Below are 23,254 nucleotides of genomic sequence, written 5' to 3' on the forward strand. Positions count from 1 at the left end.
GCTCCAAATCGGAGCATTTTTTTTATTCTAAACTTAATATTATCTGACCGTCATCATCGCGCTGTATGCCTGAATCGTCAGCATTAGTCTCCCCTTTTACTTCCAATTCTTCTGGAATAATTTCCTCCGGTGCTTCATAAGGCAAAGAGTCCAGCAGGTTTACTTGTTTTAACTTATCAGCGGTTAATTGATTCCCTAGTGCTTTAAATCCTTTGAGTGCAATAAACGACTCTATATCTACAGTTATATTTTCTTTTTGAACGCCTTTCACTTTTGTGAAAACTAATTCAGCTACTGGACGATACTCTGTTGATACAATTTCAAGATGTGAATTAGCATGTTCTGTAATAAAACTTTCCTCTTTGTTTTCGGTTTCCACCAAAAAGCGTTTGATGTAGTAACGTTCTTTTTCACCATCATAATAAATGGCTGAAATTGGTTTTTTTGGAATCCATTTTTCTAAAACGATCATATCTTCATCGAAATGTGTAGATAATTCTGGTGTAATTACCTTTACTTTTCCGGATTGCGAAAGGATCAAAATTTTATCATTAGGTCTAAATTCGCCTAACAGTTCTCCTCTTCCATCCACATTAAGTCTTTGTACGGTTTCATCAAACCATACTTTTCGAGGCAATAATGTTGAAATTCCTTTTTCTTTTAATTCAATTTTCTTGATTGGATATTTAGTGACTAAATTTCCTTTCGAACCTCTTCCTTTTATAGCTAAACTCGCAAAATCAATGTCGAATTTTAGTTTTTTGACAGTTCCCACCTGACGCAACATAATGGTAATTACTTCTGCCTCTCCGTTTGGATTACAGGAGAAATACACCACTTGTGATCCTGTACTTTCATTCGTCAGATCATACGCTTTGTCTCTAGTCACACCTGAAACATTGAACCGTTTTATATAAGAAGGTCCTGATTTTCCGTCACGGTAAATCGTATTGTAAATGGTCCGTTTATCACTTTTGTCAAAAATGGCAATATGAATGATATCTTTTCCCACAAAGGTTTTCGCATCTACCTTGGTAATTATCATTTTTCCGTCACGCAGAAAAACAATTACATCGTCAATATCAGAACAGTCTGTAACATATTCGTCTTTTTTTAAACTCGTTCCTACAAAACCTTCTTCTCTGTTTACGTACAATTTAGTATTTCTAAGGACTACCTTCGTGGCTTCGATATCATCAAAAACACGAAGCTCAGTTTGGCGTTCTCTCCCTTTACCATATTTCTCTTTTAATCGTGTGAAATAGGCTATAGCAAAATCAATCAGATGTTCTAAATCGTGTTTCACTTGTTCAATATCTCCTTCCAGCGCTTGAATTTTATCTTGAGCCTTGTTGCTGTCAAATTTAGAAATACGCATGATTCGGATGTCCAATAAACGCAGAATATCGTCTTCGGTAACGGCGCGCTTCAGGTGTTTAATGTAGGGTTTCAGTCCATCATCTACCGCTTTAATGACGCCTTCCTTAGTGGTCTGTTCTTCAATATCACGATAGATTTTATTTTCGATAAATATACGTTCCAAAGAAAGAAAATGCCATTGCTCCTCTAATTCACTCAACTGGATTTCGAGTTCGCTTTTCAGTAATTGGACAGTTCTGTTGGTCGAAATTTTCAACATCGCAGAGACTCCAATAAACAGCGGTTTGTTGTCTTCAATCACACAGCCTAATGGTGCCACCGAAGTTTCACAGGCCGTAAAGGCAAACAATGCATCAATGGTTTTATCAGGAGAAACACCCGGAAAAAGATGAATTAATATTTCGACCTCAGCAGCGGTGTTATCTTCAATTTTCTTGATTTTGATTTTCCCTTTTTCATTGGCTTTCAAAATACTGTCAATCAAAGTCGTCGTATTGGTCGAAAACGGAATCTGGGTAATTACCAAAGTATTTTTATCTAGCTGACTAATTCTGGCTCGCACACGGATACGTCCACCACGCAATCCATCGTTATAATTGGATACATCTGCAATTCCCTGTGTCAAGAAATCAGGATATAAAGTAAACGGTTTTCCCTTTAATATTTTTATCGATGAATCGATTAATTCATTAAAATTATGAGGCAATACTTTCGTAGAAAGACCTACTGCGATTCCCTCGGCTCCGGAAGCTAATAATAATGGGAATTTAACTGGCAGGTTATTGGGTTCTGCCCGTCTTCCGTCATAGGACACACCCCAATCGGTAATTTTTGGAGAGTACAACACTTCTAAAGCAAATTTAGACAAACGTGCTTCAATGTAACGCGAAGCCGCAGCACCATCTCCTGTTAGGATATTTCCCCAGTTACCTTGACAATCAATCAGTAATTCTTTTTGCCCTATTTGCACCATCGCATCACCGATACTCTGATCTCCGTGAGGATGATATTGCATGGTGTGCCCAACAACATTGGCCACTTTATTGTAACGACCATCATCCAGCTCCTTCAAAGAGTGCATGATACGGCGTTGCACCGGTTTAAAACCATCTTCAATAGCCGGTACGGCACGCTCTAATATTACATACGAGGCATAATCCAGAAACCAGTCCTTATACATTCCCGTAACTTTGGTAATGGTATCGTTGCCGTCTTCTTGATTGTCGTAAAAATGCTGGCCTTTCGAGGTTTTTTCTTCAGATTGATTTTCATTAATCGAATTATCTTCTTCCTGACCTTCTGGTAATATGTTATCGTCTTCTTCGTCTTTCATTATCTTGATTCCGAAATTAATTGTATTAAATCTTCTCTGCTTAGCAGAATTGTTTTGTATTTGCTAGTAAAAATTTGCTCATTCTTTTCAGGTAAAGTATATTCTAAAACCAAATCACTTTTGTTTTGGCACAGTACAATTCCTATGGTTTTATTTTCATCTTCAAAACGCATTTCTCGGTCATCTTAATTGACATACATTTGCATTTGTCACAAATCTTGGTGTTTTAATTCTCCTATTTTTAAATCAATCAGTATAAAACATTTAAGAATCCTGAAATTTTTTGATAATTTAATTTATTTAAATCTACAGACACTGTCTGCGCTTTTTGAGATTTGAATTCCGCAGTCAGTGATTGCGAATTTCGAATTTCTAAAATCCGGGTCAATGAATCGGATTTTGAATAAGTTATGTAAAATTGTTTTATTTGTTCTAAATTCCGAATCGAAAACCCTTTTCCAAACTGAATAGTCAACTGTTCAGAAAGTCCTTTTAGTAGTTGCTTTCCGCATTCAGCTCGTTCTTTTCCGCTTTGCTCTTCTTCAACAATCATTCTTCCCATTTCAAAATAGGTGTAAACCATTGTTGAATTTACGGTACGTAAAACCTGTTGACGGGTATTTTGCAACAGCGTGACCACTTGAGAAAATAAAATTTTATTTTGAGAATTATTTGGAATTGTATTTTCTTCGTCTTTCATTAAATATATTCTATTGAATAGTAGTTAATTATATTTTTTGTCTTAAAATGCTAAAACGAATATTTTTCTTTACAAATATGCTCTTCTTTTGTGACACTATTTCCATTTTTATCCAACTCTTTTTTTACAACTGTTTCACATTCCTTGTGATCATTGCTCTTTATAATAAAAAAAGTAGCTGAAAAACTGATCACAAATAGTAGGGCAATAAGAATAAGTATTCTTTTTGTAGGCATTTTATAATTATTTAAATTTTCTCAATCACATCTAATTCCACCTTCAAATTCTTGATGATAAATTCCTGTCTGTCCGGCGTATTCTTGCCCATATAGAATGACAATAATTGCTCAATCGAAGTGTTTTTATCCATCATAATGGGTTCTAAACGAATGCTTTCGCCTATGAAATTTTTGAACTCATCCGGTGAAATTTCACCTAGTCCTTTGAATCGGGTAATTTCTGGTTTTGGTTTTAATTTTTCAATAGCATTTCTTCGTTCCTCATCAGAGTAACAATAAATGGTTTCTTTCTTGTTTCTAACCCTGAAAAGTGGCGTTTGCAAAATGTATAAATGCCCTTCTTTTATCAATTCAGGGAAAAACTGCAGGAAAAAAGTAATCAATAACAAGCGAATATGCATTCCATCAACATCCGCATCTGTAGCAATTACGATGTTGTTATACCGCAATTTTTCTAAGCCATCTTCAATATCCAGTGCCGCTTGCAGCAAATTGAACTCTTCATTTTCATATACAATTTTCTTGCTCATTCCATAGGAATTCAAAGGCTTACCACGCAAACTAAAAACGGCTTGCGTATTTACATTGCGCGATTTAGTAATGGATCCGGATGCAGAATCTCCCTCGGTAATAAAAAGCGTGCTTTCCAGATTTTTAGGGTTTTTAGTATCTGGGAGATGCGCCCTACAATCTCTTAATTTTTTATTGTGCAGATTTGCTTTTTTGGCACGATCTGTCGCTAATTTTCGTATTCCGGACAATTCTTTGCGCTCTCTTTCGGCTTGAATAATTTTTCGTAATAATGCTTCTGCGGTTGGTGGATTTTTATGCAAGTAATTGTCCAATTTGGTTTTCACAAAATCGTTTACAAAAGTACGCACGGAAGGCATTCCCGGTTCGGATCCCATGTCAGTTGAACCCAATTTAGTTTTGGTTTGCGACTCAAAAACCGGCTCCATTACTTTGATGCTGATCGCTGTAACGATTGATTTTCGAACATCAGAAGCTTCAAAACTCTTGTTGTAAAACTCCCTGATGGTTTTAACAATTGCTTCCCGGTAGGCTGCTAAATGTGTTCCGCCTTGAGTCGTGTTTTGTCCGTTTACAAACGAATGGTATTCTTCGCTGTATTGGGTTTTGCTGTGCGTCAAAGCAATTTCGATGTCCTCACCCTTCAAGTGAATGATAGGATATTCTAAATCCTCAGCATGAATAGTTTCTTCTAATAAATCTTTCAGACCATTTTCTGAAAAATATTTTTCACCGTTGAAAAGAATTGTCAAACCATTGTTTAAGTAACAATAATTTTTGAGCATTTTGATTACATATTCATATCGATATTTATAATTTTTGAAAATTGCTTCATCTGGAATAAAAGTAACTTTGGTTCCTTTTCGCTTGGTGGTTTCGATAATATCTTCTTCGAGAACAAGGTTTCCTGCTGAGAATTCTGCTGCTTTTTGTTTTTCATCCCTAACGGACTCTACTCTAAAATAATTGGACAACGCATTGACTGCTTTTGTCCCTACTCCGTTCAGACCAACTGATTTTTTAAACGCAAGTGAATCATATTTTCCGCCGGTATTCATTTTGGAAACTACATCAATCACTTTTCCCAAAGGAATTCCACGTCCATAATCCCTGACCGTAACGGTTTTATCTTTGATAGTGACCTCGATTGTTTTTCCAGCACCCATAACAAATTCATCGATACAGTTATCGAGTACTTCTTTCAGCAGAATATAAATTCCGTCATCTGAAGAGGAGCCGTCGCCTAATTTTCCGATGTACATTCCGGGACGCATGCGAATATGTTCTTTCCAGTCGAGTGACCGAATGTTGTCTTCGGTATATTGATTTTGATCGGACATTGTAGGTTTTGTGGATTTGGTGCTAATGTAGTGTAATTCGATAAAATTTAAAACAGGAAGTCATCAAAGTTATTAAGAATGATATTGACAACCGATTTAGAATTAACGATTTCAAATTGAAATTGATTTTTGATATTCGAATTTAAAAAATCTTGATAATCTCTTTCAACTGATTGTCTAATTCAGCATTAGAAATCTTATTATTTATCACATCAAAATTAGCCTCAAAACTAGGCAATGAAAAAGTCGCTTTTATGTTTCCGCCATAAAAGGGGAAAGCGTTATTTGCAATTCCCAAAACGCTTGCTCCGCCTCTGGCTCCGGGAGAAGTAGCCATCAATAACATGCGTTTTTCCTGAAAAACCTTCGCATTTATTCTGGTACACCAGTCAAAAACATTTTTGAAAGCGGCAGAATAATTTCCGTTATTTTCCGCCATGGATACCACTAGAATATCAGCAGTGGCAATTTTAGCCAGAAATGATTTTGCTAATTCATGCTGACCAATTTCTTTTTCTATATCGACGGTAAATATCGGCATTTGGAAATCATTTAAATCCAGCACCTCAACTACTGCATTTTCAAAAAGATTCGCTGCGTAAGTCGCTAATTTTTTGTTGATCGAGTTTTTGCTGGGGCTTGCGCCAAAAGCGATTATTTTCATGATACTTTATTTTGACTAAAAGTACTAAAAATTGGTTCAGCTCCAAAATAATTAGCCACAGATTGACCCATTTTGAAAACAAAGATGAGAAACTATGAAATCTGATATTTGCAAAATTAATTTTACCCCAGAGTGAAACGGAAAGCATTTTTCTGATCAATCTCATTTTTTTCTTGACATAAAAGAGCAACCAGCGGAAGCTCCTTTTTTTGTCTTAGAAAAAAGAGATTGATGGGAAAATAGTACTTCACTAAACTTTTATTTTAATTGGAGTTCAGTGAACTTCGTTTGAAGTGGAAAGCTGGATTGGGTACAAAAAAGTCGAAAGCTATTACTAACTTTCGACTTTATGACTTTTGACATTATGACTTATTTACACGTTGAATCTAAAATGCATCACATCTCCATCTTTTACGATGTATTCTTTTCCTTCTACCTTGAATTTCCCGGCTTCTTTACATTTAGCTTCGGAACCGTAATGAACAAAATCTTCGTATGCAATCACTTCGGCGCGGATAAATCCTTTTTCGAAATCAGTGTGAATTACTCCTGCAGCTTGTGGCGCAGTTGCCCCAACATCTATAGTCCAAGCACGAACTTCTTTGACACCTGCTGTAAAGTAAGTTTGTTGCTTCAATAATTTATAAGCTGCACGTATCAAGACTGAGGCTCCTGGCTCAGTCAAACCCATATCTTCCAGAAAAACCTGACGCTCTTCATAGCTTTCTAATTCGGTAATATCAGCTTCAGCACCAACCGAAAGAATAATTACTTCCGCATCTTCATCTTTGACCAATTCCCGAACCTGATCCACATATTTGTTTCCATTTACTGCTGAGTTTTCATCAACATTACATACGTATAAAACTGGTTTTGCTGTAATTAACTGAAACGCTTCCATCAAAACCTCTTCATCATTGTTTTGAGGAATTACTATTCTAGCTGATTTTGCCTGAAGCAATGTTTCTCTGATTCGGTCTAAAAGAGCTTTTTCGGTTTGTGCTTCTTTATTTCCCGTTTTAGCGGCACGATTTACTTTTTCTAAGCGTTTTTCAACATTCTCCAAATCCTTCAATTGCAGCTCGATGTCTATGGTTTCTTTGTCGCGGATAGGATTTACATTTCCGTCAACGTGAACAATGTTATCGTTATCAAAACAACGCAAAACATGGATGATCGCATTACATTCTCTAATGTTTCCAAGGAATTGATTTCCTAAACCTTCCCCTTTACTGGCTCCTTTTACTAATCCTGCAATATCAACGATATCGACAGTTGCCATTTGCACGCGTTCTGGTTTTACTAATTCTTCCAGTTTTTCCATTCTGGAATCCGGAACATTTACAACACCTATATTGGGTTCGATGGTGCAAAAAGGAAAGTTGGCACTTTGCGCTTTTGCATTGGATAAACAATTGAATAATGTTGATTTTCCAACATTTGGTAATCCTACAATTCCTGCTTTCATATGTAGATAATATTTATTTTTAATGGAGTATAGTATCGTCACTTTTGCTGTTTTTAAACAGATTTCATCACGATTTTGTAATGCTTTTTTTGAATGACACGCTAAACGTAAAATTTAGTAGCTACCGCTAAAAGTATGCAAAGATAAGATTTTAAAAATGTTTAAATAAGTAAAATTTCAGATTAAACGTATCTGAAATATTTTTTATAAAAAAACGAAAAATTTACTAATATTTTGTTAAAAAAAATTATATTGCGATCGATTTAAACCAAACCAAAAATCAAACAAAACTTATTATGAGAAAATTTGCATTATTATTATTTCTATTAAACATCTCGTTTCTTTTTGCACAAAAAGAAGTCTCGGGTGTTGTAAAAGAGAACACCGGCAATGCTTTGCCTGGTGTAAACATTGTTGAAAAGGGAACTCAAAATGGGGTTTCTACTGATATGAATGGAGCATACAAGATAAAAGTTAAAGACGGGGCTACTTTAGTTTTTAGCTATGTAGGTTTTGCTAAATTAGAAAAAGCAGTTACAAGTGCTGTGCTGAATGTTGTCTTATCAGAAGAAGGCGGACAAAATCTAAATGAAGTTGTAGTTACTGGAAGCAGAACTGCGCCAAGAAGTAATACCACATCAGCATTACCTATTGATGTTATTTCTGCAAAGGATTTAGCCTCAACAGGGCAAGCTTCTTTTGACAAAGCTTTACAATACAAGATTCCATCGTTCAACACCGTTCAGACTCCGGTAAATGATGCAACTTCATTATTAGATCCTTATGAGATTAGAAACATGGGACCGAGTAGAACGTTAATCCTTATCAACGGGAAACGTAAAAATTTAAGTTCTTTACTTTATGTACAAACCTCTCCGGGACGTGGTGAAACAGGTGCTGACATCTCTGCTATTCCTACTGATGCAATCGAAAGAGTGGAAATACTTCGTGATGGAGCATCGGCTCAATACGGTTCTGATGCAATTGCTGGGGTAATGAATATTATCTTAAAAAAAGGAACACGTGACGGATCAGTAACAGTAAGAAGTGGAATGACTTCTGCTGGTGACGGCGAAATGCTAGGTGTAAGTTTAAATAATGGAACAACGGTAGGAGAAAAAGGATTTATAAATTATACTATTGATTTTTCGAAAGTTAATTTATCTAACAGACCAGGGACTGTAGATGCCGCTGGTGAAGCAGCAGATTTTGGGGCTTCTCTATCAGACGTTCAGGCATTTTTAGCTAAAAAACCAGATGCAGGGAATATTAATGGTTCACCTGAAACTGCTGCTGCAAAATTCTTAGTAAATGGTGGAAGTGAATTAAGCGAAACATCTCAATTGTATTACAATGCCGCTTATGTTTACAAAAAAGTAAATTCATTTGCTAACTACAGAACTCCATATTGGAGAACATTAGCATCTGCACCTTATTTGAAAGACTTATTTGGTGACGGTACTGCAGCTTCTTACCAAGGATATGTTCCTACTTTTGAAGGGGATTTAAATGACTATAACGGAACATTAGGTTACAAATCAACTAAAAATGACTGGAATACCGACGCGAGTATTACTGTAGGTGGTAACACCCAATCATATACTGTAAACAACTCACAGAATAGATCTAACATTGTAGATGGAAATGGTGCTCAAGTTTACAGAGACAACAGCCCAATATCATTCAAACCAGGAGGGACTGCTTTCAATCATATTGTAGGAAACTTAGATGTCTCTAAAATATTATCTGACAAAGTTAGTATTGGTTTTGGATCTGAGATGAGAACAGAAACTTTTGAAGTAATTGAAGGAGATAAAGCATCTTGGGACGGCATGGGAGCTGATTCATTTGCAGGTAATCGACCTGAAAATTCAGGATCATGGAATCGTTATAATTTAGGAGCTTATTTTGACCTTGCTTATGATGTGACCAAAGATTTCTTAATTAATGGTACTGTTCGTTATGAAGATTATAGCGATTTCGGTGGTGCAACAGTTTGGAAATTAAGTTCTAGATATAAATTTTTAGATGACAAAATTACATTAAGAGGGTCTATTTCTACTGGATTTAGAGCACCTACATTACACCAAATCTATACTCAAAAATCGCAGTATTCATTCCTTCCTGGACAAGGAATTCAAGTTAGTGGAATTATAAATAACGTTTCACCACAAGCACGTAAATTAGAAATTGATCCGCTAGATGCTGAGAAATCAACAAATATCACTATCGGAATTGGAGCAAAACCAACGAAAAATTTTAATTTCACAGTAGATTACTATAACATTAAAGTGGAAGACAGAATCGTTTTAGGTGACAGAAAGGATACTGATTTTGGAAATGTAGCTTGGTTTGAAAATTCATTTGACTCTAGAACTTCAGGTTTAGATGTAGTTGCTAATTACAACAACCTTCTATTGGGATCTGGAAAACTTGGATTCAATTTATCTGGAAATATTACTTTTCAAAATGAAAGAATCTCACCTGTAAAAAAAGACAATTTTGGACCTATACTTGAATCTTTAATGTTTACTTCAAGACCTGAAACAAAATGGATTTTAGGAGTGAATTATGAAATTGGAAAATTTGGTTTCTCCATTAACAACACTTACTTTGGAAAAAGTACCTTTAATCAAGATGGCTTAGCTACAAATGATCCGAATGCTCCAGTTGGCTCTGCAAATTATTTAAAAGCTAATTTAAAAACGGAGTTTATTCCAAAAGTTATTACTGATTTAGGAGTTACTTTTTCTGCTACCGAAAAATTAACTTTGGCATTGAATGTAAACAACTTATTGAATGTACTTCCTGAATGGAAATTTGTAGCAGAAAATGCTAAGGGTGTAGAACTTTTAAACGATCCTGCTCAAGTAAAAAATCAGTCTAACTTGATTACTTTCAACCAACGTTACTCTCAAATGACGTATGATGGATATCACTTTAGCCAATTAGGAACAATGTTTAATTTATCATTAAACTATAAATTCTAATTTAAGTATTTAATTAATTATAAAGGGCTGTCAATCGACAGCCCTTTTTGGTACTAATAATTAATAGAACAAAGGATTATTTTTGTTTTATTAAATTGATTTTTAGGTAATTAATTCGCGTTTATGTAGTTGCACTATAGCTCAAAAAAATCAATTTTTGGGCCTTTCATCAAGTGAAAAATATTTTTTTGTCTGCTCCTTAAAAAGAGGTAGTTCCACAGGTTTCTCCTTTTTAAAATATAAACAAAAAAGGCTACTCATGTATCCGATTTAGAAAGATTAGAGAAACTATTTTCTTTGACAATCATTGCTTTTGTATGGTGTTATAAAATTGGTGACTATTTAGATGAAAACATCCAAATAATAATAAAAAAACATGGAAGAAGAGCAGTAAACGTTTTTAAATATGGATTTGATTACTTGTCAAAATTTATTTTAACAGGATTTAAGTTTTTAGAAAACAATCTGTTTTACTTTTTGTCATGTACTTAACTAAATGATCCTAAAAAAAACGGCGTTTAAAGGAACTGTAAACGCCGTTTGATTTTATATAAAAGAGATTAGTTATCGAATTGCGTTTATATATTCCTCGATTTTACCGGTACCATTTTCAGTTAAATGCTGAATGAAAGCGCTTCCTATAATTGCTCCTTTGGCAAACTGAGTGGCTTGATTAAAGGTTTCCTTGTTATTGATGCCAAAACCTATTACTTGAGGGTTTTTCAGATTCATCTTGGCAATGCGTTTGAAATAGTCTTCTTGAACGCTTCCAAAACCGGATTGTGATCCTGTAACGCTCGCGGAACTTACCATGTAAATAAATGCATCAGATACACTGTTAATAAAGTTGATGCGCTCGTCAGAAGTTTGTGGTGTAATTAAGAATATATTTTTCAATCCGTATTTCTCGAAAGTTAATTTATATTCATCTGCATATACGTCAACGGGAAGATCGGGAATGATTAACCCGTCAATGCCAATCTCCGCACATTTCTGGCAGAAATTCTCGATTCCGTATTGTAACATTGGGTTGAAATATCCCATAATCACTAAAGGAATAGATACTGTTTTACGAATGTCTTTTAATTGGTCAAACAAAACTTGTGTCGTCATTCCGTTGTGCAATGCTTGTGTGGAACTCGCTTGAATCGTTGGTCCATCAGCCAATGGATCACTGAACGGCAATCCTATTTCAATCATATCCACCCCGCTTTTTTCTAAATCCTGGATGATTTGTACGGTATCGTTAAGGTTGGGATATCCTGCCGAGAAATAGATGGAAAGGATCTTCTTAGTGTCTTGTAGTTTTTGATTTATTCGGTTCATTGTCGTATTTTTTTATTCTATTTTAGGATCTTTTTTACCTTGGAGTTTTAATTGGAATGTTTAGATAGCGGCGCTGTACGCCCAAGCTTTTTGGTCGGATTGCAAATGCACTTCAACACGTTTGTAATGCAATCCTTCGTACAAATCCGTTTGGCGAAGTTCTTGTGAAGAAACGGAATACACCATTCCGTTGATGGTGTCTTCCGGTTTTTGGGTTTCGGTAATAATGGGGTAGTGCACTAATCCAAATTCTTCTTCAATTTGGATTTCTTTTATGATGTAACCAATTAGTGTTTGAGGAGTTCCCTCAAGAATACGCCCAAAAAGATCTTTTTGTATGTCCACATTTTGTAAGCTGCTGTAAGCGAATAATTTTTCCATAGTTTCTATTTTTAAAATATGAATTGAACGTCATTTTTATGTTGTTGGGTTTGCGTTAAGGATTACTTCACTAAACTCTTATTTTTTATTGGAGTTCAGTGAACTTCGTTTGCAGTGAAAATCCTTTTTCGTCTCGTTTTTTAACGAGATAAAAAAGAGTGCAACGAAAATCCTGACCTCGCAGTAACGTTAGTGGAAGCGAGGGAACGCCCCGAAATAATTTCGGGATAAACCCTAAAAAAATGAGGGTCAAATCAACTATAATTTAAAATAATCAATATAAGTATTCAAATCCTTATCGCCACGACCGGAAAGATTGATGACAACAATATCATCTGCTTTGAATTTCATTTGGTCGAGAACGGCAAAGGCATGCGCACTTTCGATAGCGGGGATCAGTCCTTCCATTTGGGATAATTTTAACCCCCATTGCATGGCTTGATCATCCGTTATGGAGATGAATTGTGCTCTGCCAGTAGCGAATAAATTAGCGTGCATAGGACCTACGCCTGGATAATCCAATCCTGCCGAGATGGAATATGGCTCGGTGATTTGACCATCAGGAGTTTGCATCAACAGGGTTTTACTACCGTGAATAACGCCTACTTTCCCTAATGCCGATGTAGCAGCACTTTCGCCTGAATCGACTCCTAATCCTGCTGCTTCGACCGCAATAATAGTCACGTCTTCATTATCCAGAAAATGATAATAGGCTCCGGCAGCATTGCTACCACCACCTACACAGGCAATCACATAGTCAGGGTTTTCACGACCTTCTTTTTCCAATAATTGTTCTTTAATTTCCTTAGAAATAACACTTTGGAAACGCGCCACCATATCCGGATAAGGGTGTGGTCCTACGACGGATCCAATGATATAATAGGTGTCTACAGGATTGTTAATCCAGTCGCGAATGGCTTCGTTTGTGGCATCTTTTAAGGTTTTTGATCCTGAAAGCGCCGGACGCACTTCGGCACCCAACATTTTCATACGAGCTACATTTGGCGCTTGACGTTTGATGTCAATTTCACCCATATACACGATGCATTCCAGTCCCATTAACGCACAAACAGTTGCTGTTGCTACGCCATGTTGCCCGGCACCGGTTTCGGCAATGATACGTTTTTTACCCAAACGTTTGGCTAATAAAATTTGTCCAATGGTGTTGTTCACTTTATGTGCGCCAGTATGACATAAATCTTCTCTTTTTAGGTAGATTTTAGTGTTGTATTGTTCTGATAACCGTTTTGCAAAATAAAGAGGCGTAGGGCGACCAACATACTCTTTAAGCAAGGCATCAAATTCAGCCTGAAATTCAGGCTCAGCTGTAATTTTTAAATAATTTTGACGTAATTCTTCCACATTTGGATATAACATTTCAGGAATGAAGGCGCCTCCAAATTCTCCGTAATAGCCTTTTTCGTTAACGTTGTATGACATAGTTTTATTTTTTTATTTTATTATCTGTAGAGACGTACTGCAGTGCGTCTTTACACAATTGTATGTTTTTTAAACCGGGTTCTATCTCAAATTTACTGTTTACATCAATGGCGTAAAGCGGTAAATTGGTTTTCGAAATTTCATTTATAGCGCCCATTTCATCAATTCCGATTCCACCACTCAAGAAAAACGGTTTGCTTGAGGGATACTTTTCTAATACTTTCCAATTGAATGTGGTTCCGTTGCCTCCGGGTAATTTTCCTTTGGTATCAAAAAGAAAATAATCACAAACGGTTTCAAACGGTTTTAGTTCCTCAAAATCAAAAGAATCATCAACAGAGAATACTTTTATAATATCAATTTTACGATCAATTTTATTTTTTAATTCCTGGCAAAAGGCAACGGATTCGTGACCGTGCAATTGAATGGCCTGCAAATCGTGTTTATTGGTTTTCGCCAAAATAACTTCGGTCCTTTCATTGACAAAAACGCCTACTTTTTTAATTGATTTTGGTAAATTTGGAATCACACCATCAAAATATCGAGCCGATTTCTCCCAGAATATAAATCCCATATAATCGGGTAGGAACGACCCTATTTCGATTATATTATCGGGATATTTCATGCCGCAAATTTTTATCCCCACCCCAGCCCACCTCGAAGGGGATGGAGTCGAAGTGTCTTGATGGTCTGTTTGTTTTTTCATTTCCAGTTTTTTTTTAAATTCAATCCTTTTAGAGTTTTGAACCTTAACAGGGTTGTTTTATAGTTGGCTGATAAATTCGGTTGCAGCTTTACCTGCATTATCAGTTTTCATAAAGTTTTCTCCAATCAGGAATCCTTTATATCCGAATGGTTTTAATTCCTTAATCGCTTCAACTGATGAAATCCCACTTTCGGAAATTTTTACAAAATCATTTGGGATTTGCGCTGCTAATTGCTTGCTGAAATCCAAACTCACTTCGAATGTTTTTAGATTGCGATTGTTTACACCAATCATATCTAAGGTAGGCATAATCGATTTTTCCAGTTCCTCTTGATTGTGTACCTCCAGTAAAACTTCTAGTCCTAAACTTTTGGCAAATTCAGACAAGGATTTGATTTCTTCTCTGGTTAAAATTGCTGCGATAAGTAGAATTAAATCGGCTCCGTATGCTTTGGCTTCCAATATTTGATAGTCATCAACAATGAATTCTTTTCTCAATAATGGTATATTTACTGTGGCTCTTGCCAAAAGTAAATCGTCTAACGAACCACCAAAATATTTTCCATCTGTCAACACCGAAATCCCGCAAGCACCTGCATTTTCATATCCTTTGGTTACTTCTTCAACAGTAAAACTATAATTTATTGCTGCTTTGGAAGGCGAACGGCGTTTGTGCTCCGCAATAATTCCGGATGTACTGTTTCGTAAATTATCACTCAAAGAAATAGTTTTTTTTTCAAAGAAAACGGAAGCTTCCAATTGTGAAACAGGTATGATAGATTTCTTGAGAATGACTTCTCTTTTTTTGTCAACTATGATTTTATCTAAAATATTCATTTATTTTTTTGTTTAAAGTTTTCTTTGTTCAAGGTTTAAAGTTGTTCGAAATGCAAACAACTTTAAACCTTGAACTTCAAACTATTTTTATTTGCTTAAATCTTTCAATTTCTTCAAAGCTACAAGTCCTTTACCGGATAATAAACTTTCTTTCGCTATTTGAAATCCTTCTAAAGGAGAACATTTTGTAACAGTCGCAATTGCCATGGCCGCATTGGCACAAATCACATTGTTTTGTGCTTCAGTTCCTTTTCCGGAAATGATGTCAGTAAACATTTGAGCAGATTGCTCTATAGTTTTCCCTCCTTCGATTTCGCTTTGCAGCAAAAGGCGAACACCAAAATCTTCCGGATTTATCATGCCTTCCATGGAGCTGGTAATCGTTTTTGTAGGTCCCGTCAAGGACACTTCATCATAGCCGTCAAGCGAATGCAGGATGGTAAAGTTCACATCAGTATTTTGATATAAATACGCATACATTCTGGCCATTTCTAAATTGAAAACACCAACCAATTGATTTTTTGGGAACGATGGATTTACCATTGGTCCTAACATATTGAAAAAAGTTTTCACCCCTAATTCTTTTCGAATAGGTCCCACATTTTTCATCGCTGGATGAAATAATGGAGCATGTAGAATACAAATTCCCGCTTTATCAATACTTTTTTCTAAGAAATCAGAATCGTTACTAAACTTAATGCCTAATTTCTCCATTACGTTACTAGAACCTGAAATGGAAGAAACACCATAATTCCCATGTTTTGCCACTTTAATTCCTGCACCCGCTGCCACAAAAGAAGCCAAGGTTGAAATATTAAAAGTGTCTTTTCCGTCACCACCTGTACCGCATAAATCGATGGTATCATATGCAGATAAATCCACACGAATGCACAGTTCTAATAATGCTTCACGAAAACCGGCTAACTCTTCAATGCTGATGCTTCGCATCATATACACGGTAAGGAAAGCAGCTATCTGACTGGTGTTGTAACTTCCGTAGGAGATATTAACTAATACGTTTTTTGCTTCTTCTTTCGAAAGCATTTCGTGGTTGATTAATCGGTTTAATATATTTTTCATTTTTATATATGTCTTAAAGTTGAAAGTCTTAAAGTCTTAAAGTCTTTCGACTTTGTGATATTTGACTTTATGACTAATTTTTAACCCAATTCTCCAATATCTTTTTCCCATTTGGAGTCAACACACTTTCGGGATGAAATTGTACACCACGGACATCGTATGTTTTGTGGCGCAATGACATTACCTGCCCGTTTTCATCAAAGGAAGTTGCCTCTAGAACATCCGGTAAATTGGCATTAACTACCCAGGAATGGTACCGCCCTACTTCAAATTCCTTTCCTAACCCTTCAAATAAAAGCTCATCATCAACAACAGTTTTTACATTAGTGGCCACACCGTGGTAGACTTTTTCTAAATTAGAAAGTGACCCACCGTAGACTTCACCTATTGCTTGTTGGCCTAAACATACCCCAAAAATACTTTTTGTAGGGCCATATTTTTGAATCACTGCTTTGAGTAACCCCGCTTCATCCGGAATTCCGGGTCCCGGCGAAAGAAGAATTTTATCGAAAACGGCAATTTCATCAATATCAAATTCATCGTTTCTATAAACGGTTACTTCGCAATCTAAATCTTCCAGATAATGCACTAAATTGTAAGTGAAACTATCGTAATTATCTATAACTAGTATTTTTTTCATTTTCCTCCCCCAACCCCTCCGAAGGAGGGGAGTACCTATTGGGGTAAATAGGTTTTTTAATTGTTATTTTTATTTACAACTTCATAAGTTGCTAATTTTTTTACATTTGGCTCCCTTTCCTTCCCTTCCCTTCGGGGAGGGTTGGGGAGGGGATTTATATTGTTTCTGCTAAATCCAAAGCGGCATTTAAGGCCCTCAATTTATTATATACTTCCTGCATTTCGCTTTCTTCATCTGAACTGGCTACAATTCCGGCGCCGGCTTGAGAATGCAATTGATGGTTTTTACTAAGGAAAGTCCGAATCATAATCGCATGATTAAAATTACCTTCAAAATCCATAAAACCTATAGCACCACCATAAAAATTACGATTTGTTTTTTCATACTCCTCAATCAGTTGCATGGCTCTGTGTTTGGGAGCGCCACTCAATGTTCCAGCTGGAAAAGTATCGGCTACAACCTGCATTGTAGAAGCTTTTTCATGTAAATGTCCGGTTACTTTTGAAACTAAGTGAATGACATGTGAGAAAAACTGCACCTCCCTGTATTTCTCTACATTCACATTATGACCGTTGCGGCTCAAATCATTTCGGGCTAAATCCACCAACATCACATGTTCACTATTTTCTTTTTTATCAATGGATAGCTCTTTGGCAAGAATGGCATCTTTTTCATCATCTCCCGTTCTTTTAAAAGTTCCTGCAATAGGATGAATTTCAGCTTTACGGTCTTTAACAATAATTTGGGCTTCTGGCGAAGAACCAAATATTTTGAAATCACCGTAATCAAAAAAGAATAAATAAGGCGAAGGATTAATGCTTCTCAATGCTCTATATACATTGAATTCATCGCCCTTGAACCCTTGTGTAAATCGTCTGGACAAAACCAATTGGAACACATCACCTCTAAAGCAATGTTTTTTGGCTAAAGCCACATTATGTTTGAATTCTTCGTCGGTTAAATTTGAAAATCCTTCTCCTTGTTTCGAAAATTTATAAGAAGCAATATTTCGGGATTGTAATAATTGTTCAATTTCTGAAATGTTGTTTTTACCATCTAAACTATGACAAAAAATATAGGCCTCATTCTTGAAATGATTAATAGCAATTATGTTTTGGTACACGGCATAATACACATCAGGAATGGTATTGCTATTTTCTTTTTTGGCAATAGACACTTTTTCAAAGTAACGAACAGCATCGTACGAAATATATCCAAAAAGTCCATTATTGATGAATTTAAAATCGTTTTTCTCGGATTTGAATTGACCTGAAAATTCTTGAATTACTTGCGGGATATTGGTGTTGGCATCAATTTCAATTTTCTCAAAACTCCCATCAGGAAATGTTTTGTAGATGATTTCATTTTCTATTTTTATGGAAGCAATCGGATTACAACAAATATAGGAGAAACTGTTGTCATTACCATGATAGTCGCTGCTTTCCAGTAGTAAACTATTTGGGAATTTATCACGAATTTTGAGATATACGCTGACAGGAGTTATCGTATCTGCCAGGATTTGTTTGTATTTGGTATTTAATATCAAAGTTTTCATTATGTTTTTATTATTTGATAGCAACAGGATGTATCCTGTGCGTTCTAATTTATAATTTGAAACAAAAAAAGGCCTGTCGTGATGACAAGCCTTTTATATTTATAGTTTTAATAATACTATAGGAGCTTAGTTCACGACGACTGACGTAAATTGTTCCACCACCAAGTATTGTTTAAAATTGTTTTCATATTTTTTTTAATGATACAAAGATAGAAATGAAATTTGATTTTTCAAAAACATTAGGCGTTAAATAAGTTGAAAGGTAAAGTTTTTTTGTTAAATAAATATGCAGACTAGAATTATTAAAAATAAAACCCCAACAATTGCTTGTTGGGGTTTGAAAACAAAATGTACTGAAATTTAGAATTTCAAAGCAACAGCTAAAGTAAATTCGTCTGAGATTGCTTTGTCTCCAAGGTTGTCAAAGAAACTTCCGGAACCGTATTTGATATCATATTTTGTTCTATCAATTATTACAGTACTTGAAGCTGTATTTGCGGTTGTGGTTAAATCAAAAGTAACTGGTTTCGTAATTCCTTTAATTGTTAAATCCCCAGTTACTGTATACACATTAGGCGCTTTAGTTACTAGTTTTTTGAATACTAGAGTTGCTGTTGCAAATTTTTCAGTTCCAAAAAAATCTTCTGATTTCAAGTGGCCTTCTAATTTTTCTTTGCCTTGACCTGCTTTTAAATCTGTTGCCAAAAGTGAGGTCATGTCTACGTTGAAGGTACCGCCAACTAATTTTTTTCCTTTAAAAACTAATGCGCCATCTTTCAGGTTGATTGTTCCTTCATGTTGTCCCGTTACTTTTTTTCCTGTCCAGTTGATGGTGCTTTTTGCAACATCAACTTTTTTAGTTTGGGCTGTTACAGATACCGCAGATAAAACTACTACTAATGCTAATGCGATTGATTTGAATTTTTTCATGTGTTTGAGTGTTTAAATTTGAATTTGATTAATAATTATAATGTGATAAATAATTCTTCGTTTGATTTTCTAACTTTTTTGTTGTGTTGTGTTGCATCTTCCACGTGTCTGTAGCCAATAGTTGCTATTAAAGTGGCATTTAATCCTAATTTGTCCAGACCTAATATTTCATTAACCTCGGCGGGAACAAAACCTTCCATAGGAGTAGCATCAATTTTAAGTTCAGCAGCGGCGTTCAATAAATTTCCTAAAGCTAAATACGTTTGTTTTGCCGTCCAGATATTTCGCATTTCTTCGGAAAGAGACGTAATGTTTTTGATTACCAGCTCTTGATATCCCTTCATACTTTCTAAAGGAATTTGTCTGGTTTCACTGGTGTTTTTAAAATAATTATCGATTCCAGTTGTGCCAAAGTTAATTTCATTAGCAAAGATAATTAAGTGTGATGCCTCTACAATTTGTGATTGTCCCCAGGCCGATGGTCTAATTTTAGCTCTTAATTCAGGATTTTCAACAATTATGACTTTGTAAGGTTGCAATCCGTAGGAAGAAGAACTTAAACGGATTGCTTCTTTTAGAATGTTTAAATCTTCATTGGATATTTTCTTGGTGGCGTCAAATTTTTTGGTGGCGTATCTCCAATTTTGGTGATCTAAAAAGGTGTTCATATTGTATATACTATTTATTGGTTTCTGTATTTTTCTAATAATTGATTTAATTGAATGATTTCCTCTGCACTCAAATTTTTTGAGAAAAACCGTTCGTGCGCTATAACTTTAGGATCTAATACTGCTAGAACATCTAATCCTTTTTGTGTAATCAGAACTTCTATTTTACGTCTGTTTTCAGGACACACTTTTCGAGTGACAAACTCTTTCAATAGTAGTTTGTCAACTAATCGGGTGGTGTTGCTGGTCTTGGCTAACATTCGCTCCTGAATAGCCCACATATTTGCAGGATTTCCTTTTTGCCCTCTTAATATTCGAAGTACATTGTATTGTTCTCCTGATATTTCGTGAGGTTTTAATAATTCATTAAAGTTTTCTGTAATTACATTTTGTGTGTACAACACATTAAGGATAATTTTTTTTGAATTATCCATTGGTATAGTTGTTTTTAAAATTTCTTCAATTTTCATATTTGTATATATGTAATTTGTTGGTACAAATGTAACACTTTTTATAGTTGTATATACAAATGTTTATTTTTTTTGTTAATTATTTTTTAAGTGCTATACAGGATACTGGTTTGTGCAAATAAAAATAAGGCAAACACTAGCCGCACCCAGCGCATAATATGCCAATTTGTAAATAATGTTTTCATTTTTTGTCTCTAAAAAAAGAATCTGAATTTAGTTCTTTATTTTTTTGATAGCGTACTTTTCGTCATAAGCAGTCACTTCCTGTAATGTTTCGGTTGTAATTTCCTTTTTACTCACAAGTAGTACATCGGCAAAATTACTGCTGATGCTTACATTTAAAACACCGTTAATTGCCAGTAGTTTTTCTATAAGTTTTTCCATACAGTCGCTATCTGTAATGCCTTCCAGCTCATATAAATTCACAACAACCTGACTGTTTTTTTTTAATTCGATAAACAACTCTGAATTTGCTCTTGGTGCAATTGAATCTTTAGACACATCTATTTTCAAAAAGTCAAAAGCACCTTTGAAAATCAGCTCATATTCTTCTTTGTTTCCGCCAAAAGGAGGTCCGGATTCAAACGTTCTATTGAATAATAATCCCGCCAGAATTCCTTCTTCAGCCAAGAGTTGATGCATTTTCCAAACGTATTTCTGGCGCATTGTAGGAGGCAAAGCGCAGAAAAAAGTTTGCTCAATAATCAAATCATAGTTTCCCTGATATGCAAAGAAATCGCCTAAAACAATCTTAATAGAAGGGTTGTTTTTAAATTTTTCTTTTAAAGCTCTAACAGGTGTTGGAGCAATATCAATAACGGTAACATTTGTAAATCCATGCTCCAGAAGATATTCCGCTTCGTAGCTGTTGCCACAACCGGGAATCAAAACACGACTGTTTTTAGTAATTATAGTATTGATATACCTTTGTAAGGGCGGAGATACTTGGCCTAAATCCCAACCGGTTGTTTTGTTTTTGTATTGTGTTTCCCAATAGGCTTGGTCCAGCGGTTCGTTGTTAGAAATGACACAACATTTTAGATGCTCCATAATTTTGTTTTTTTGAAACAGCCATTACTTTGGAACAGCCATTGTTATTGAAATTATTTTTATTTCAAAATTTTGCTTTGGCAAACGAAATCTGTTTTAGGAGCAGTCGTTTTTGCAATAGCATTAAAACCGCCTTCAATTTCAGTAAAATTTCTAAAACCCCGCGCTTCCAGTATTGAAGCCGCAATCATACTGCGGTATCCACCGGCACAATGCAGGTAAAAATGGGCTTTAGGATTTATGTCTTTGATCCATTCATTAATAGCTGCTAATGGCTTGCTGTAGGACTCCTCAACATGCTCTGCGGAGTATTCACTTTCTTTCCGAATGTCGATTACTTTGCTTTGGCCAATTTTTACTTCCTTGGCAAATTGTTCTGCAGTAATTCTATGTACGGTATCCATTTCTTTTCCTGCTTTTGCCCAGGTATCAAAACCACCAGCCAGATGCCCCATTAAGTTGTCAAAACCCACACGGCTCAAGCGCGTAACGGTTTCTTCCTCTTGTCCCGGTTCACAAACAATCAGGATGGGTTGTTGCACATTGGCAATTAAAGTGCCTACCCAAGGAGCAAAATCACCATCGATACCAATGTTTATGGATTGCGGAATAAATCCTTTGGCAAATTCCCCATTTTTCCGAGTGTCCAATAATAAAGCTCCGGTTTCTTCAGCGGCTACTTCAAATTCAGAAGGGGAAAGCGCACGCATTCCCAGATTCAAAACGTTTTCAAAACTTTCATATCCTTTTTTGTTCATTGCCACATTCATACCAAAATAAGCTGGCGGAGGCAATAAACCTTCGGTGACTTCATGAACAAATTCAGCTTCCGTCATATTCGCACGCAACGCATAATTGGTCGCTTTTTGGTCGCCAATGGTCGAAACGGTTTCCTTGCTCATGTTTTTTCCACAGGCACTTCCTGCACCGTGAGCAGGATATACGATGACGTCGTCTGCCAAGGTCATAATCTTTGTTCGTAAAGAATGAAATAAAGTTGTGGCCAGCTGTTCCTGGGTCATGTGTGCCGCTTTTTGGGCTAAATCCGGTCTTCCCACATCACCAATGAACAAGGTGTCACCGGAGAAAATGGCATGGTTTTTTCCGTTTTCGTTTATCAATAAAAAAGTGGTGCTTTCCATGGTATGTCCCGGCGTGTGTAGTACTTTTATTTTGATGTTTCCAATGCTGAATTCCTGTCCGTCATTTGCAGAAATGCATTCAAATTCACATGTTGCATTTGGGCCATAAACAATAGGAGCACCAGTTTGACGGCTTAAATCTATGTGACCGGAAACAAAATCAGCGTGAAAATGAGTTTCAAAAATGTATTTTAATTGCACACCATCTCGTTCTAATCGATCCAGATAGGGCTGGGTTTCCCGTAACGGGTCAATAATGGCTGCTTCTCCATTTGATGTGATATAATAGGCGCCTTGTGCTAAACATCCGGTATATATTTGTTCGATTTGCATGATTGCGTTTTTTTAATTTATGGTATAAATGTACTTCTGTTTTTTAGGATA

21 protein-coding genes are annotated in these 23,254 nt (G+C 35.8%); 1 reads left to right on the top strand and 20 read right to left on the bottom strand.

Annotated features, from left to right (window positions below; translation table 11 throughout):
• Nucleotides 1-22 precede the first annotated feature (22 nt).
• The 7 genes from EKM03_RS06865 to ychF all read right to left on the bottom strand — a co-directional run bounded on the left by EKM03_RS06865 (nt 23) and on the right by ychF (nt 7,655).
• Nucleotides 23-2,713, bottom strand: a complete 2,691-nt coding sequence (locus tag EKM03_RS06865; RefSeq protein WP_126740084.1) for a DNA gyrase/topoisomerase IV subunit A — start codon at nt 2,711-2,713, stop codon at nt 23-25.
• The gene (locus EKM03_RS15250; RefSeq protein WP_233584072.1) at nt 2,713-2,886 is read right to left on the bottom strand and encodes a PDDEXK nuclease domain-containing protein; all 174 of its coding nucleotides are present in this window, start codon (nt 2,884-2,886) and stop codon (nt 2,713-2,715) included. The genes EKM03_RS06865 and EKM03_RS15250 overlap by 1 nt, the downstream gene beginning before the upstream one ends.
• A 77-nt stretch (nt 2,887-2,963) precedes the next feature.
• Nucleotides 2,964-3,413 carry a DUF1016 N-terminal domain-containing protein gene (locus EKM03_RS15255; RefSeq protein ID WP_126553545.1) on the bottom strand — a complete coding sequence of 150 codons (450 nt, stop codon included), beginning with the start codon at nt 3,411-3,413 and terminating at the stop codon, nt 2,964-2,966.
• Between the two features lie 50 nt (nt 3,414-3,463).
• Nucleotides 3,464-3,649 carry a hypothetical protein gene (locus EKM03_RS06880; protein ID WP_126553547.1) on the bottom strand — a complete coding sequence of 62 codons (186 nt, stop codon included), beginning with the start codon at nt 3,647-3,649 and terminating at the stop codon, nt 3,464-3,466.
• A gap of 11 nt (nt 3,650-3,660) precedes the next feature.
• Nucleotides 3,661-5,523 carry a DNA topoisomerase IV subunit B gene (locus EKM03_RS06885; RefSeq protein ID WP_126463051.1) on the bottom strand — a complete coding sequence of 621 codons (1,863 nt, stop codon included), beginning with the start codon at nt 5,521-5,523 and terminating at the stop codon, nt 3,661-3,663.
• A 142-nt stretch (nt 5,524-5,665) separates the two neighbouring features.
• Nucleotides 5,666-6,187, bottom strand: a complete 522-nt coding sequence (locus tag EKM03_RS06890) for an NADPH-dependent FMN reductase (RefSeq protein ID WP_126463048.1) — start codon at nt 6,185-6,187, stop codon at nt 5,666-5,668.
• A 373-nt stretch (nt 6,188-6,560) separates the two neighbouring features.
• Nucleotides 6,561-7,655: a redox-regulated ATPase YchF gene (gene ychF / locus EKM03_RS06895; RefSeq protein WP_126452619.1), complete on the bottom strand. Its 1,095-nt coding sequence runs from the start codon at nt 7,653-7,655 to the stop codon at nt 6,561-6,563.
• Nucleotides 7,656-7,951: 296 nt separating this feature from the next.
• Here ychF and EKM03_RS06900 point away from each other — a divergent pair, with 296 nt between their 5' ends.
• Nucleotides 7,952-10,645: a TonB-dependent receptor gene (locus EKM03_RS06900; RefSeq protein WP_126740085.1), complete on the top strand. Its 2,694-nt coding sequence runs from the start codon at nt 7,952-7,954 to the stop codon at nt 10,643-10,645.
• 564 nt (nt 10,646-11,209) lie between these two features.
• On the opposite strand, the gene trpA is transcribed toward EKM03_RS06900, so the two are convergent.
• The 13 genes from trpA to EKM03_RS06965 all read right to left on the bottom strand — a co-directional run bounded on the left by trpA (nt 11,210) and on the right by EKM03_RS06965 (nt 23,203).
• Nucleotides 11,210-11,971, bottom strand: coding sequence for a tryptophan synthase subunit alpha (gene trpA / locus EKM03_RS06905; protein ID WP_126463042.1), 762 nt, complete (start codon nt 11,969-11,971; stop codon nt 11,210-11,212).
• A 60-nt stretch (nt 11,972-12,031) separates the two neighbouring features.
• Nucleotides 12,032-12,352 carry a gamma-glutamylcyclotransferase family protein gene (locus tag EKM03_RS06910; protein WP_126463040.1) on the bottom strand — a complete coding sequence of 107 codons (321 nt, stop codon included), beginning with the start codon at nt 12,350-12,352 and terminating at the stop codon, nt 12,032-12,034.
• 258 nt (nt 12,353-12,610) lie between these two features.
• Complete coding sequence (trpB, locus tag EKM03_RS06915) at nt 12,611-13,792, bottom strand: tryptophan synthase subunit beta (RefSeq protein ID WP_126463038.1); 1,182 nt, start codon at nt 13,790-13,792, stop codon at nt 12,611-12,613.
• 4 nt (nt 13,793-13,796) lie between these two features.
• Nucleotides 13,797-14,417 (bottom strand): phosphoribosylanthranilate isomerase, encoded by a 621-nt coding sequence (locus EKM03_RS06920; protein WP_126568492.1) that lies wholly within the window; start codon nt 14,415-14,417, stop codon nt 13,797-13,799.
• A gap of 138 nt (nt 14,418-14,555) precedes the next feature.
• Entirely contained in the window at nt 14,556-15,335 is a 780-nt protein-coding gene (gene trpC / locus EKM03_RS06925; RefSeq protein ID WP_126463036.1) for an indole-3-glycerol phosphate synthase TrpC, read from the bottom strand.
• An 87-nt stretch (nt 15,336-15,422) separates the two neighbouring features.
• Nucleotides 15,423-16,415: an anthranilate phosphoribosyltransferase gene (gene trpD / locus EKM03_RS06930; protein ID WP_126740086.1), complete on the bottom strand. Its 993-nt coding sequence runs from the start codon at nt 16,413-16,415 to the stop codon at nt 15,423-15,425.
• Between the two features lie 73 nt (nt 16,416-16,488).
• The gene (locus EKM03_RS06935) at nt 16,489-17,055 is read right to left on the bottom strand and encodes an aminodeoxychorismate/anthranilate synthase component II (protein WP_126463032.1); all 567 of its coding nucleotides are present in this window, start codon (nt 17,053-17,055) and stop codon (nt 16,489-16,491) included.
• A 154-nt stretch (nt 17,056-17,209) separates the two neighbouring features.
• Nucleotides 17,210-18,610: an anthranilate synthase component I family protein gene (locus tag EKM03_RS06940; RefSeq protein ID WP_126463030.1), complete on the bottom strand. Its 1,401-nt coding sequence runs from the start codon at nt 18,608-18,610 to the stop codon at nt 17,210-17,212.
• Nucleotides 18,611-18,970: 360 nt separating this feature from the next.
• Entirely contained in the window at nt 18,971-19,540 is a 570-nt protein-coding gene (locus EKM03_RS06945; protein ID WP_126463028.1) for a YceI family protein, read from the bottom strand.
• 35 nt (nt 19,541-19,575) lie between these two features.
• Nucleotides 19,576-20,208, bottom strand: a complete 633-nt coding sequence (locus EKM03_RS06950) for an NAD(P)H-dependent oxidoreductase (RefSeq protein WP_126463026.1) — start codon at nt 20,206-20,208, stop codon at nt 19,576-19,578.
• A gap of 14 nt (nt 20,209-20,222) precedes the next feature.
• A complete protein-coding gene (locus EKM03_RS06955) occupies nt 20,223-20,678 on the bottom strand; it encodes a MarR family winged helix-turn-helix transcriptional regulator (protein ID WP_126463024.1) in 456 nt (151 codons plus the stop codon).
• Between the two features lie 213 nt (nt 20,679-20,891).
• On the bottom strand, nt 20,892-21,728 hold the full coding sequence (locus EKM03_RS06960; RefSeq protein ID WP_126463022.1) for a methyltransferase domain-containing protein: 837 nt from the start codon (nt 21,726-21,728) through the stop codon (nt 20,892-20,894).
• 59 nt (nt 21,729-21,787) lie between these two features.
• Nucleotides 21,788-23,203: a rhodanese-like domain-containing protein gene (locus EKM03_RS06965; RefSeq protein ID WP_126463020.1), complete on the bottom strand. Its 1,416-nt coding sequence runs from the start codon at nt 23,201-23,203 to the stop codon at nt 21,788-21,790.
• Between the last annotated feature and the right edge of the window lie 51 nt (nt 23,204-23,254).

Origin of the sequence: Flavobacterium sp. GSP6, assembly GCF_003984855.1 — a bacterium.
GTDB lineage: Bacteria > Bacteroidota > Bacteroidia > Flavobacteriales > Flavobacteriaceae > Flavobacterium.